Origin of the sequence: Clostridium boliviensis (assembly GCF_033342255.1) — a bacterium.
Lineage (GTDB): Bacteria > Bacillota > Clostridia > Lachnospirales > Lachnospiraceae > Lacrimispora > Lacrimispora boliviensis.
Window position 1 is genome coordinate 193369 of the sequence record NZ_JAWONS010000240.1, and the last position, 13143, is coordinate 206511.

The following is a 13143-nucleotide window of genomic DNA, read 5'->3' on the forward strand; positions in this document are numbered from 1 at the left end:
ATCCGTTCACTTTACATTCGTTCCGGTGCCTCAATTCCAAGTACTCCGATGCAGCCGCTCAGTACGTCCCTGGTCAGACGAATCAGACCGATCCAGGAAGCCTGCTGCTCCTTATTCTCCTCAGAGATGATCTTCGTATCATGATAGAAACGGTTGAATGAATTGGCCAGTTCATATACATACTGGCAGATCTTATGAGGAGCCAGCTCCAGGAATGCGTTCTCTGTCACTTCATTGTATCTGGACAGCTGAAGCATAAGATCCTTTTCAGCCTCAGAGGAAGCAGGAAGAATCAGTTCTTTTCCCTGTTTTCGCTCCTTAAGAGCCTGATATTTTGTCAAAATAGACTTTATACGCACAATGGTGTAAAGGATGTAAGGTCCTGTATTCCCTTCAAAGGACAGAAACCGGTCCATATCAAAGACATAATCTTTCGCTGCCTGATTGGATAAGTCACCGTATTTTAAAGCTGCCATACCCACCATTTTAGAAGTGTCTCTTGCTTCTTCTTCTGTAATGGTACGGTTCTCCATGATTTTTTCATATGCAGCCTGGCTGATATCAGAAATCAGGGTTTCCAGACGCAGGACTCCTCCGTCCCTTGTTTTAAACGGTTTTCCGTCTTTGCCGTTCATAGTACCGAAAGCAAGATGGGACATCTTCTTATCAGCACTTACAAAGCCAGCCTTTTTCGCCACACGGAACACCTGGGTAAAATGCAGTTCCTGACGTTTGTCCGTTACATAAATATACCAATCCGGCTTAATCTCATTCTCTCTCTCTATAATGGTTCCCAGATCAGAGGTGGAGTAAAGAGCTGCTCCGTCAGACTTTCTTATAATACAGGGGGGAAGTTCTTTTGAATCTCCTTCCTGTGAAACATCAACCACAAGAGCTCCCTGACTTTCGTAGGCAAGCCCCTTGGCTGTCAGCTCCTTTATGACTTCCGGTATATAAGGTTCAGCATCGCTTTCTCCCTTCCACAGATCAAACGTCACATTCAGATTACCGTAATTCATCTTTAAATCTGCAACGGAAATGTGAATAATGTGCTGCCAGATCGCACGATACGGACGGTATCCGTTCTGCAGCTTTAAGGTAGCATCATGGGCTCTCTTGCTAAATGCTTCATCTTCTTTTGATTTTAAACTGGCTGCTGGATAAATCTCCTCTAATTCGCTGATTGTAAAGGGAGCTTCCTTTGGATATTCCCCTTCAAATGACTCATCAAAATAAGGCAGATCCGGTTTTCTGTCTTTTAGTTCTTCGATAATGAGACCCATCTGAAGACCCCAGTCTCCTAAATGTACATCGCCGATAATGTGATGTCCAAGGAAACGTCCCATGCGCTTGATGCTCTCTCCAATCACAGCAGACCGGAGATGTCCCACGTGAAGAGGTTTTGCCACATTGGCTCCGCCGTAATCTACAACGATGGTCATGGGTTCGTTTGCTTCCTCACAGCCGCAGCGGTCATCATCTGCCATTCCATTCATATATTCCGCCAGATATCCGGCATTGAGTTTTAAATTAATAAATCCGGGCATCACAGCATCCACAGAAGTGAAAACGTGACTTCCGGCAAGTTTTGACACCACTTCCGATGCGATATCAAACGGTTTCTTTTTATAAGCTTTGGCTGCCGCCATGGCTCCGTTGCACTGGTACTCGCAAAGATCCGGACGGTTGGATAAGGTCACCTTTGCATAAATTTCATCGTATCCGCTGTCTGCAAAAGCTGTCTTCATCTCTGCCGTAATTAAATCAAGAATCTTCTTCATCGGTTTTATGATCTCCTTTTTCTATTCCAGAAATTTCTAAGCTAAATATTAATTATATTACAATTACCTTAAAAAATCAAATCTTTTAGGGCAGAAAGAAAAAAAGACCGGATATCCCGGCCCTTTTTAATTGATTAAACTCTTGACAGGTATTCACCTGAACGTGTATCAATCTTAATCTTATCACCCTGTTCAACAAATAAAGGTACATAAACCACTGCACCGGTTTCCACGGTAGCCGGTTTGGTTGCACCCTGAGCAGTATCACCCTTGAATCCTGGCTCTGTATCAGTAATAACCAGTTCCACAAATAACGGAGGCTCTATGGAATACACCTTACCATTGTAAGAACATACCTTTACTGTATCATTCTCTTTCACAAACTTTAATGCATCTCCAATGACATCATTGCTTAATGCAACCTGCTCATAGCTGCTGGTATCCATAAAGTTATGAAGATCTCCATCGGCATACAGGTACTGCATGTCTACTCTGTCGATTCTTGCCTGGGGAAACTTCTCTGTCGGGCGGAATGTGCGCTCTACAACGCCGCCGTTTACCACATCTTTAATCTTAGTTCTTACGAAAGCAGCACCTTTACCAGGTTTCACGTGCTGAAACTCCATAATCTGATATACAGTACCATCGATCTCCAATGTGATACCGTTTCTAAAATCACCCGCTGATATCATAAATGATATTCCTCCTTGAATTCTCTTCTTAACCTTTTATATTCTATACTAAAATAAATTCATTTTCAACCGTTTTTTGCAAATATCTCCTTTTTTCTTTGTAACAGATCAATCATTTTTGATCAAAAAAGGAATCTGCATGTCCATGAAAACTATCCTCTCCCCTGATATTATAACCGAATAAATGAAATATACCCACCCCGATCAGCGGCGCTTTCCATGTCTGATTTTTTTATTCTTATGGTAATAATGCAGAACAACGGACTCCAGGGCCCGTTTCATTCTGATCTGAATTTCCTCTTTGGGATGAATCCGTTTGACAAAAATGCTGTGGATTCCTGCTCTCTTTGCACCGAACACGTCAGTAAAAAGCTGGTCACCTACAAAAATCGTATTAGATATATCGGTTCCCATAAGCCTCATAGCCTGCTGATACCCTCTGATTCCGGGCTTTCTTCCTTTATAAATGTACTTAAGGCTCCCTGCATCCCGGGCAAATGCTGCAACTCTCGGCTCCTTGTTATTGGACAAAAGGCAGGTTTCCATTCCCATCTGGTGAAGCGTGGAAAAAAGCTTTTTCGCCCGGTTGTCCGCCGGCGCCCCGTGGGGTACCAGTGTATTGTCAACATCAAAAATAACACCCCTGATTCCTTTTTTATAAAATTCCTCAAAGGGTATTTCATACGTGGAATTAACGTCTTCGTCTGGATAAAATCTCTGTAACATAGTTCTCCTACTTCTTTAATAATTTTCCTATTTCTTCCATAAAGGTATTCACATCTTTAAATTCCCGGTATACGGAAGCAAAACGTACATATGCAACTTCATCCACTTCCTGAAGTTTTTTCATAACCAGTTCGCCTATGACGGTGCTTTCTACTTCTTTTTCCTCCCGGTTAAAAACCTGGGTTTCGATTTCATCTACCATAGCAGCAATCTGCTGGGAAGAAACCGGTCTTTTATGGCAGGAATGAAGGATACCCGCTTCTATCTTGGAGCGGTCGTAAACCTCCCTGGAATTATCCTTTTTTATTACCATAAGGGGCATGGTTTCCAGCTTTTCATAAGTAGTAAACCGTTTCCCGCACTTTTCGCACTGTCTGCGGCGTCTGATGGAACTGTTGTCGTCTGCCGGTCTGGAATCAATGACCTTTGTATCTGCCTCGTTGCAAAATGGACATTTCACGCCTCGGATCCTCCTGTCTTACGGACTGTAACTATTTTATGTATATCATAACTTACAATCCATAGTTGCGCAAGCCTATCTTCTGTTAAATACCGCATTTTTCCGTTGCTTTTTCCAAATCCACGTTTACCAGGATAATATCAGGCCCTACCTGCCTGATATCACAAAACGGGATAACATATTCTCTTTCTCTGACCAGAAAGCCGCAAAAGCATCCGGGACCTGGTACAATGATTGCCAGCAGACAGCCGGTCTCCATATCAAAATCCACGTCTCCTACAAAGCCAAGACGTCTGCAGTCACAGATATTAATCACTTCTTTTTGCTTCAGATCACAAATGCGCATAAGACACACCTCCTATAGTGTATTCTATGCGCATCCAAACCCTGTGACACGGTTTCAAATTAAAATTCTTGTTTCAGTTCTTTATAGTATTCCGTATAGGTGGCATACATATACGGATAAATCCAAAGATATGCAATACCAAAAGAAAAGTAGCCTAAAAGCACCAGCCCGATAAAACTTAAATTAAGATAGAACAAACTTCCCTTGTTCCCATTCATCAGCTCTGCACTCTCTCTGATGCACTGAAATACCCCTTTTTCAGGTGCTTCAACAAAAATAAACATAGACTGAGACACATATAGGGATGTGACCATAATTCCTGCTAACAGCAACAGATATGTAATAATCAGCAAGACTACCATAACCGGAATATAATTCGTAACAGCAGCCACAGCCAGTACCACATAGTAGGGAATGGCCCAGATCATCATCATCAAAAAGATGATGAAGTTCAATCCAATAAACTTATGGGGCTTATTCTTGAATCCGTAAAGAAGGTCTGATAGCTTAGCCGGTCTATCCCCGCTGATATTTAAAAATATCTTAAACATTCCTGGTGTAAACAGAGAAACTATGATAAGCATAAGAATTGACACAATTCCCACAACAATTAAGATCATGGTGAATTCTTTCATATGTACACCTGCTCCAGGTATCAGTCCGGTACTTATGAAAGCACTTACTAATACTGCAAAAAACACCATAATTAAAATGACTGACATGATTGCGCCAACAATCAGCTGAGCTCCCACACAGAGACCGTAGTTTCCCATAAGCTTCTGCTTTGCACGCTTTTTCAGCTCTTTTGATGATATTTTCAATGAAACGCACCTCCTGTACTGAGCTTATGCATCACTCCCCATGTTACATACAAAAACATAACAATCACGGTAAGTACCAAAGCAATGATAGAGGTAATGAGTCCTGCTGTAGCATTCCCTTCAAAATGATCCTCTGTTTTCGAGAGCAGCGCGAATACAATACCCAAACTGCCGAATATAAGACCTCCATAACAGCTGCAGGCTGTAACAATACCAATAATTCCCATAATCAGAGAGGCAAGTGCCATATTATTCTGCATTTTCTGCGGAGGCTGCTGGAAGTTAACGGCATTATTCTGCTCTATGTCAGAATTTACAGAAACAGGCTGTATATCGTTTTCCGGTGATACCGAAGGTTCATTGAAATCCATCTGATTATCCTGATCCATAAATAATCATCTCCTTTTTTGTCATAATAAAAGAATTATACATTATTTTCCAATTTATGTAAAATGAAGTTTTTCTTTCAATTTTTCATTTGACGAATCACAAAAAAATGCAGCAGGGAGTTTATTTTTCCTGCTGCATGATAAAACATTAATATTTCATTCATTAAAAGGAGGGAACAACGGCTCCGTTATAGGTGTCTTCTATAAACTTTTTAACTGTATCGCTGGTTAATGCTTCTACAAGAGCCTTTGTCTTATCGTTTGTTTCATCTCCCTTGCGGACTGCAATGATATTGCTGTAACGAGTTGCTGCTGCAGAGGTTGCATCTTCTACTGCGAGCGCATCAGAAACCTTTAATCCTGCATCAATGGCATAGTTACCGTTAATAACTGCAACATCCACATCACCAAGAGAGCGGGGAAGCTGAGCGGCCTCTACTTCAACGATCTTAAAGTTCTTATCATTTTTTACAATATCATTCTTCGTTGCTTCCAGACCAACGCCCTCTTTTAACTGGATCAGACCATTGTCAGCCAGAAGATTTAATGCTCTTGCCTCATTGGAAACATCATTTGGCACAGCGATCTGGGCTCCGTCAGGAAGATCTTCAAGAGTCTTGCTCTTTCCAGCATAGATTCCGTATGGCTCATAATGAATAGAGCCTGCACTGACTAACTCAGTTCCCTTTTCTTCATTGAACTGATCCAGATACGGCTGATGCTGGAAGTAGTTCGCATCTAAATCTCCGGAATCAAGTGCTAGATTTGGCTGCACGTAATCGGTATATTCTTTCACAACCAGCTCATATCCTTTTTCTTTTAAAATATCCTTTGCAGCATTTAAGATCTCTGCATGAGGAGCTGGTGTAGCACCTACTACAATTTTTTCCAGTTTACCGGAAGCCTCTGTCTTGCTTTCAGTTTCTGCTTTTGTCTCTGCTGCAGTGGTCGCCGGTGTTTCTTTGCTTCCAGCGCAACCGGTCAGTGCTCCTGCTAAAAGCAGGGCTGCGGTTAGAGCATAAAAAGATTTTTTCATAATAATTTCCTCCTGAAATATATTTGGTAACGCCAGTGGCAGTTACTATTTAATTCGCTTGTCACTCATTCTGGAAAGTTTCATACCTGCTTCCTGAATAACCTGGACAATGATAACAAGAATTGCAACCGTAATAAACATCATCAGAGTCTGGTACCGGTAATAGCCATATTTAATGGCGATATCACCCAGACCGCCTCCGCCTACAAAGCCTGACATTGCGGAATAAGCCAGTATGGTCGTAACGGATAAAGCGGCTCCAACCAACAGTGAAGGTTTTGCTTCCGGCAGAAGAACCTTCCATATTATCTGCATGACAGACGCTCCCATGGATTTGGCCGCCTCTATTACCCCTGCATCCACTTCTTTAAAGGAAGATTCCACCACACGTGCCACATAAGGGAATGCTGATATCACGAGAGGAGGTATAACCGCTTTCGCCCCTAGTGTTGTTCCTGCGATAATCTTTGTGATTGGCATTACCATAATAAGCAGAATAATAAAAGGAATGGAACGCAGCAGGTTAATGATCAGACCCAGAATTCTCTGCAGCCATGGAACCGGATAGATTCCATCTCTATCCATAACTATGAGTATAATTCCTAACGGTATTCCAATCAGATAAGCAAAAAAGGATGAAGCAAATGTCATGTATAAGGTTTCCCAGATTCCTAATTTCAACATATCTATTGTCGCAGCATCAAAGGTCATAATCCTTCACCTCCTCAAAATTAATCTTTGCTGTTTTTAAATAATTCAAAATCCGGTTCTGATCAATTTCCTCTTCCGGAAGCTGAATCACCATTTGACCCATGGCAGTTCCTCCAATATCGCGGGTTTCCGCATGCATAATGTTTACAGGCACCTTGCAGGCGAGAATCATATTGGAAAGAACCGGTTCGAAGGAAGAACGACCGTCAAAGGAGATACGGATTCTTCTGTTGCCTCCAAACCCTATGGCCTGTTCCGCCGCTTCTCCAAGAATCAGCTGTCTTCCAATTTTGGATTTGGGTTCGGAAAAGATATCTGCAACACAGCCCACCTCAGCGATATGGCTCTGGTCAATGATGGCAACCCGGTCACAGATCGCTTCAATCACCGCCATCTCATGTGTGATCACAACAACAGTAACACCCAGGTTTTTGTTGATCTCTTTTAAAAGGCCCAGTATGGATTTGGTCGTATTAGGATCTAAGGCACTGGTTGCCTCATCGCACAGAAGAATCTTAGGATTTGTAGCAAGGGCTCTCGCTATGGCTACCCTCTGTTTCTGACCTCCGGAAAGCTGGGAGGGATAGGCTTTCGCCCGATCCTTTAAACCAACCAGTTCCAAAAGCTCCATGGCTCTTTTTACCGCTTCCTTTTTAGGCATATATGCTATTTCCAACGGGAAGCATACATTCTGTAGTACGTTTCTCTGGGCAAGCAAATTAAACTGCTGGAAAATCATTCCCATGGACTGTCTCGCCAGCCTCTGCTGCCTGGAATTCATGGCTGCCAGGCTTTGATTTTCAAAAAGCACCTCACCGGATGTAGGTACCTCCAAATAATTAATACAACGGACGAGGGTGCTTTTTCCGGCTCCGCTTAAGCCGATGATTCCAAAGATCTCCCCCCGTTCAATGGACAGATTAATATCGTCTAATGCTTTAATGGGACCGCTTGAGGTATGAAATTCTTTTCCCAGTCCGACCAGCTGAATAATAGGTTCTTCTGACTGCATGTGTCGTTTCCTTTCTTTTTATGTACAAAAAGGCCGCAAGCCTTGCACAGACCTGCGACCCGAAACTTCCGCATATGCGGTTTCCAGCAGACACCAATCACAATCCTATACAAATGAATTCCTTTATCGGTTTTTTACGTATCCAGAGTAACAACACATCATCATATACATGTCGTTCATCTGATCCATATTCATCTGCATAGCTGTTAACCGGATCATGGCAACCGCTCCTTTCCCCAAATCCTACGGAAATAGTAGGTATGTCTTTATGAGGCGTATTGTACGCTTTCTATTCCGTTTTGTCAATAGTTTTTTTTAATATGCAAAATTTCCTTATGAACAGAGATCTGTAATTACCTGTGCAAAGATCTTAGCACTTACCAAAAGCTCATCAATAACAGCAAACTCATCGGCTCCATGCATGCGGTTATCTGTTCCAGGCAAAGAAGCACCGAAAGCGACTCCGTTCTCCAGTTCGTGAACATAGGTACCGCCTCCCATGGAAACGCACTCACCTTTTAAACCGGTATATGATTCATAAGCATTCAGCAGAGTTTTTACGAATACGGAATCTCCGTCAACGTGATGAGGCGGACGCATGGAATCGTTATGCAGGGTGAATCCCTTTTCTTCTATATTTTTTCTTACTACTTCCAAAACGTTTTCCGATGTGGCACAAACGGGACAGCGGCTGTCAAAGGTTCCGTCAAGTCCGGACTCAGTGACTTCCAACAGGCTGAATGCCAGAGTCAGTTCTCCTGAAAGTTCATCACTCATGGCAATTCCCAGTGCTTTTCCTTCTGTATCCCCGTGAGGAATCAGTTCCAGAAGACGTCCGATCATGGTAATCTGCGGACATTTTGCAAAAGGAAGTCTGGTTAAGTAAAACAATAAACCGGTTAAAGCGTTGTTACCCTCTTTAGGTGTAGATGCGTGGGCACCCTCTCCTACCGCAGTAATACAGGTCGTGTCACCCTCAAACGTTAATTCATAGCGGACACCTGTTTCTTTCTCACACTCAGAAGCCGTACGGCTTAATACTTCTTTGTCAAAACCGGCAACTGTCGCATTTGCTTTGCCAGGTACAACATTGACCTTAAGTCCTGCTTTGATGCTTACCAGTTTTGGAAGTGCATCAGAAGGCTCCCAGTCAGCAGTGAAATGACCGTTTAAACCGCCTTTTTCCGTATTAACCACAGGAAAAGCTCCATCTGGCGAAAAGGTCATAGGCGCTTCCTTTTCAATGGAATAATAATGAGCAATATCGGAACTGCCGCATTCTTCATCTGTACCAAGGATCAGGCGTACATTCTTCTTTAAGGGAATATTTAACTCCTTTACAGCGCGCATGGCATAAAGTGCTGCCACGGCAGGTCCTTTATCATCGGAGGTTCCACGGCCGAACAACTTATCTCCTTTTACAACCGGTTCAAAAGGTTCTGTCTCTTTCCAGCCTTCTCCAGCCGGTACCACATCAAGATGAGCCAGAATATCAAGCTGGTGTTCCTTGTCATTTAAATCAGCGGTACCCACATAGTTATCATAATTGTTGATGGTAAACCCATAAGAGTCCGCCATCTCAAGAGCTTCCTCCAATGCCCGGAATGCCCCTGGACCATAAGGCATGCCCTCTTTATAAGACATCTTCTCGCTGTTGATTCTGCAGAGTCTGCAGATATCCCGGATCATCTCCTCCTTATGAGAATCAATGTACTGGCTAATTTCTTTCTTATACATAATCCGCACCCCTTTCTGTATTCTGATCTATTATTATTTCATCATGCCTGCCAGTGTTTCATTCACAACCTTGCCGTCTGCCTTGCCTTTTACCTTAGGCATCAGTACCTTCATGATCTTTCCCTTGTCTGCTGCAGTGGGTGTTTCTATTCCAAGTTCAGCAAGCACAGCACCGATGACTTCCTTAATCTGGTCAACTGCCATGTCCTCCGGTGCAAATTCTTTATATACTGAAATTCTGAAAGATGATTCTTCTTTTATGTCTGTACGGTCTGCCGGTGCCTGCTCAAAAGTTTCCTGTGTCTGCCTCAGTTCCTTTTTTACAACTGCGTCAGCTTCTTCCTCTGTAATCGGTGTATGATCCTTCTTATCAATCTCAAAATTCTTAAGTGCAGAAAGAAGCATGGATAAAGCATCTTTTCTTTGTTTATCCTTTGCCTTCATCGCTGCTACCATTGCCTGTCTTACTTCATCAATTCTACTCATTATCTGCTGCCTCCTTGTTTTTATACAGTTCCAGGCCCTGCTTTCAATCTAATTATGTCCAAATTCAGAAAGCTTGAGGCCCGGATTGCGATCCAGTACCATTCCCACACTCCAGCTATTTACAAAAAGGAGAAGCGGGTTGTCCTTTAAATCCTTAATGCGCTTCATATCCGATGTTCCCTGAATCTTTGCCACATCAATCTCCGTGCTGTTCTCTACCCAGCGGATATATTCATATGGCAGCTTCTCAAGCTTTACTTCCACGTTATATTCATTCTCCAGCCGGTACGTCAGCACTTCAAACTGCAGTTCTCCCACAACGCCTACGATAATCTCTTCCATACCAGTATTAAACTCCTGGAAGATCTGAATTGCACCCTCCTGGGCGATCTGATTGACTCCTTTGATAAACTGTTTCCGTTTCATGGTATCTATCTGCCGCACTCTGGCAAAATGCTCCGGCGCAAACGTCGGGATTCCTTCGAATTCAAACTTTTCATTAGATTTACACAGAGTGTCTCCAATGGAAAAAATTCCTGGATCGAACACACCGATGATATCACCGCCGTATGCCTCTTCCACAATCTTCCGGTCCTGTGCCATCATCTGCTGCGGCTGGGACAGACGAAGCTTTTTCCCGCCCTGCACATGGGTTACTTCCATTCCTGCATCAAACTTTCCGGAAACGATCCTCATAAATGCAATTCTGTCTCTGTGAGCTTTATTCATATTCGCCTGAATCTTAAAGACAAACGCAGAAAAATCCTCTTCAAACGGATCGATCACTCCGGTTGTGGTCAGTCTGGGAAGAGGAGCCGTGGTCATCTGAAGAAAATGCTGTAAAAATGTTTCTACGCCAAAGTTAGTTAGCGCTGAGCCGAAAAAAACAGGAGATAAATCTCCTTTGCTCACCCGTTCCATATCCAGTTCATCACTGGCTCCGTCAAGCAGTTCAATCTCATCCATCAGCTGGCTGTGAAAGGATGGCCCAATCAGATCATCCACCTGGCTGTCGCCTAACTGAACCTCTGTGGATTCCACTTCCTTCTGTCCGTTCATAGCTGCTTTAAAAGTGGTAATGGTCCCTTTATAGCGGTCATAAACTCCTTTAAACTCTCTTCCGCAGCCAATGGGCCAGTTTACCGGGCAGGTTCTGATTCCCAGTACTGATTCAATCTCATCCATCAGTTCAAAGGGATCTCTGGCTTCCCTGTCCATCTTATTTATAAATGTAAAAATAGGTATATGTCTCATAACACAAACTTTAAAAAGCTTAATTGTCTGTGCTTCCACACCTTTGGAACCATCAATAACCATGACTGCAGAATCTGCCGCCATTAAAGTACGGTATGTGTCCTCCGAGAAATCCTGATGTCCCGGTGTGTCCAGAATATTGATACAAAATCCGTCGTAATTAAACTGTAAAACGGAGGAGGTTACGGAAATACCTCTTTCCTTTTCGATCTCCATCCAGTCGGAAACCGCATGTCTTGATGACTTTCTGCCTTTTACGGAGCCGGCTAAATTGATCGCTCCTCCATATAGAAGAAACTTTTCTGTCAGTGTGGTCTTTCCCGCATCTGGATGGGAAATGATGGCAAATGTTCTTCTTTTCTTTATTTCTTCTGCAATATTCACAAAAATAATTCCTCCAATTATACGTCTGGGTCCTGTCTATTGTAGTATGATTCTAACCATAAGTCAAGATTCACTCTGGCAGTTGGAATACGGAATTTTTCCTGCTACGTTGGAAAAATCTCTGATAAGAGACGGTGTGCCACTTCCTCTTTTGTCATCTTGTCAAGAGCTATTTCTTTGTCCCTGGTGATGATGGTAACTACATTGGTATCCGTTCCAAATCCGGCACCTTCCACCTTTAAATTATTTGCTACAATCATATCGATTTTTTTTCGTTTCAGTTTTTCCCTGGAATTTTCCAGCATATTTTCTGTTTCCATGGAAAAACCACAAAGAACCTGGCCCTTCTGTTTATGCTCTCCAAGCCATTTTAAAATATCTTCTGTCCGTTCCAGTTCCAGGGACAGATCCCCGTCTTTTTTCTTGGTTTTCTCTGCATTCACATGTGAGGGACGATAATCCGCTACTGCTGCTGCCTTGATGACTGCATCCTGATCCTTTGCCTCTTTTGTTACAGCTTCAAACATGTCTGCTGCACTCATTATCTCAATCACTTTCACAAATGCAGGTTTCTTAAGCTCAGTTTTTCCGGTTACAAGAGTGACCTCAGCTCCTCTTAATGCAGCAGCCCTGGCTACGGCATATCCCATTTTTCCAGTAGAATAATTAGTAAGATAGCGGACTGGATCCAGTGCTTCTCTTGTAGGCCCTGCTGTAACGAGAATCTTCTTTCCCTCCAGATCTTTTTCATATGCAGCCTCTTTTTCAATGTATTCAAAAAGAGTTTCCGGTTCCGGCATCTTGCCGGCGCCGATATCCCCGCACGCCAGATAACCTACCGCAGGTGTGATGACTTCCATTCCGTAAGACTGGCAGATTCTCATATTATCCTGTACAATGGGGTTTTCATACATATTTGTATTCATTGCAGGAGCAATTATTTTTTTACATTTACATGCCAGAACTGTAGTGGAAAGCATATCATCAGCCATACCGTGTGCAAGTTTTGCAATTACATTGGCACTGGCCGGAGCAATCATCACTACATCTGCTAACTTCGCGATGGATACATGTTCAACCTGAAACTGAAAGTTGCGGTCAAAGGTATCCACCAGACATTTATTGCCGGTCAGTGATTCAAAGGTAATGGGATTTATAAAATTTGTGGCATTCTCAGTCATGATTACGTGGACGTTACAGCCTTTCTTCACCAGCATGCTGGCCAGCCCTGCTGTTTTGTAAGCAGCAATGCTTCCTGAAACGCCCAGAATTATATTTTTTCCTTTCAGCATAATAGCCTCCCGTTGT

Annotated in this window: 14 protein-coding genes; all 14 read right to left on the bottom strand. The window is 42.9% G+C overall.

The window, feature by feature from the left end; genetic code table 11:
- Nucleotides 1–11 precede the first annotated feature (11 nt).
- Nucleotides 12–1781, bottom strand: a complete 1770-nt coding sequence (gene argS, locus RZO55_RS15695; RefSeq protein WP_318065190.1) for an arginine--tRNA ligase — start codon at nt 1779–1781, stop codon at nt 12–14.
- A gap of 134 nt (nt 1782–1915) precedes the next feature.
- Complete coding sequence (efp, locus tag RZO55_RS15700) at nt 1916–2473, bottom strand: elongation factor P (RefSeq protein WP_318065191.1); 558 nt, start codon at nt 2471–2473, stop codon at nt 1916–1918.
- A 204-nt stretch (nt 2474–2677) separates the two neighbouring features.
- Nucleotides 2678–3199 carry a YqeG family HAD IIIA-type phosphatase gene (locus RZO55_RS15705; RefSeq protein WP_318065192.1) on the bottom strand — a complete coding sequence of 174 codons (522 nt, stop codon included), beginning with the start codon at nt 3197–3199 and terminating at the stop codon, nt 2678–2680.
- 7 nt (nt 3200–3206) lie between these two features.
- Nucleotides 3207–3659 (bottom strand): transcriptional regulator NrdR, encoded by a 453-nt coding sequence (gene nrdR, locus RZO55_RS15710; RefSeq protein ID WP_097006750.1) that lies wholly within the window; start codon nt 3657–3659, stop codon nt 3207–3209.
- An 85-nt stretch (nt 3660–3744) separates the two neighbouring features.
- On the bottom strand, nt 3745–4005 hold the full coding sequence (locus RZO55_RS15715) for a PRC-barrel domain-containing protein (protein WP_097006749.1): 261 nt from the start codon (nt 4003–4005) through the stop codon (nt 3745–3747).
- A 59-nt stretch (nt 4006–4064) separates the two neighbouring features.
- Nucleotides 4065–4826 (bottom strand): DUF975 family protein, encoded by a 762-nt coding sequence (locus tag RZO55_RS15720; protein WP_318065193.1) that lies wholly within the window; start codon nt 4824–4826, stop codon nt 4065–4067.
- The gene (locus RZO55_RS15725) at nt 4823–5215 is read right to left on the bottom strand and encodes a DUF4190 domain-containing protein (RefSeq protein WP_318065194.1); all 393 of its coding nucleotides are present in this window, start codon (nt 5213–5215) and stop codon (nt 4823–4825) included. The genes RZO55_RS15720 and RZO55_RS15725 overlap by 4 nt, the downstream gene beginning before the upstream one ends.
- A 163-nt stretch (nt 5216–5378) precedes the next feature.
- Complete coding sequence (locus RZO55_RS15730; protein WP_318065195.1) at nt 5379–6251, bottom strand: MetQ/NlpA family ABC transporter substrate-binding protein; 873 nt, start codon at nt 6249–6251, stop codon at nt 5379–5381.
- 45 nt (nt 6252–6296) lie between these two features.
- The gene (locus tag RZO55_RS15735) at nt 6297–6962 is read right to left on the bottom strand and encodes a methionine ABC transporter permease (RefSeq protein WP_318065196.1); all 666 of its coding nucleotides are present in this window, start codon (nt 6960–6962) and stop codon (nt 6297–6299) included.
- Nucleotides 6952–7974, bottom strand: coding sequence for a methionine ABC transporter ATP-binding protein (locus RZO55_RS15740; RefSeq protein ID WP_318065197.1), 1023 nt, complete (start codon nt 7972–7974; stop codon nt 6952–6954). The genes RZO55_RS15735 and RZO55_RS15740 overlap by 11 nt, the downstream gene beginning before the upstream one ends.
- A gap of 333 nt (nt 7975–8307) precedes the next feature.
- Nucleotides 8308–9711 carry a dipeptidase PepV gene (gene pepV / locus RZO55_RS15745; protein ID WP_318065198.1) on the bottom strand — a complete coding sequence of 468 codons (1404 nt, stop codon included), beginning with the start codon at nt 9709–9711 and terminating at the stop codon, nt 8308–8310.
- Nucleotides 9712–9744: 33 nt separating this feature from the next.
- On the bottom strand, nt 9745–10197 hold the full coding sequence (locus RZO55_RS15750) for a GatB/YqeY domain-containing protein (RefSeq protein WP_318065199.1): 453 nt from the start codon (nt 10195–10197) through the stop codon (nt 9745–9747).
- Between the two features lie 48 nt (nt 10198–10245).
- A complete protein-coding gene (locus tag RZO55_RS15755; protein ID WP_318065200.1) occupies nt 10246–11835 on the bottom strand; it encodes a peptide chain release factor 3 in 1590 nt (529 codons plus the stop codon).
- Between the two features lie 104 nt (nt 11836–11939).
- A complete protein-coding gene (gene coaBC / locus RZO55_RS15760) occupies nt 11940–13127 on the bottom strand; it encodes a bifunctional phosphopantothenoylcysteine decarboxylase/phosphopantothenate--cysteine ligase CoaBC (RefSeq protein ID WP_318065201.1) in 1188 nt (395 codons plus the stop codon).
- Nucleotides 13128–13143 lie beyond the last annotated feature (16 nt).

Excerpts from the sequence above, each read along its gene's own strand:
- coaBC (WP_318065201.1), bottom strand. The coding sequence starts at position 13,127 with ATGCTGAAAGGAAAAAATATAATTCTGGGCGTTTCAGGAAGCATTGCT.
- RZO55_RS15740 (WP_318065197.1), bottom strand. The coding sequence starts at position 7,974 with ATGCAGTCAGAAGAACCTATTATTCAGCTGGTCGGACTGGGAAAAGAA.
- RZO55_RS15735 (WP_318065196.1), bottom strand. The coding sequence starts at position 6,962 with ATGACCTTTGATGCTGCGACAATAGATATGTTGAAATTAGGAATCTGG.
- efp (WP_318065191.1), bottom strand. The coding sequence starts at position 2,473 with ATGATATCAGCGGGTGATTTTAGAAACGGTATCACATTGGAGATCGAT.
- pepV (WP_318065198.1), bottom strand. The coding sequence starts at position 9,711 with ATGTATAAGAAAGAAATTAGCCAGTACATTGATTCTCATAAGGAGGAG.
- RZO55_RS15715 (WP_097006749.1), bottom strand. The coding sequence starts at position 4,005 with ATGCGCATTTGTGATCTGAAGCAAAAAGAAGTGATTAATATCTGTGAC.
- argS (WP_318065190.1), bottom strand. The coding sequence starts at position 1,781 with ATGAAGAAGATTCTTGATTTAATTACGGCAGAGATGAAGACAGCTTTT.
- RZO55_RS15750 (WP_318065199.1), bottom strand. The coding sequence starts at position 10,197 with ATGAGTAGAATTGATGAAGTAAGACAGGCAATGGTAGCAGCGATGAAG.
- RZO55_RS15725 (WP_318065194.1), bottom strand. The coding sequence starts at position 5,215 with ATGGATCAGGATAATCAGATGGATTTCAATGAACCTTCGGTATCACCG.
- RZO55_RS15705 (WP_318065192.1), bottom strand. The coding sequence starts at position 3,199 with ATGTTACAGAGATTTTATCCAGACGAAGACGTTAATTCCACGTATGAA.
- RZO55_RS15730 (WP_318065195.1), bottom strand. The coding sequence starts at position 6,251 with ATGAAAAAATCTTTTTATGCTCTAACCGCAGCCCTGCTTTTAGCAGGA.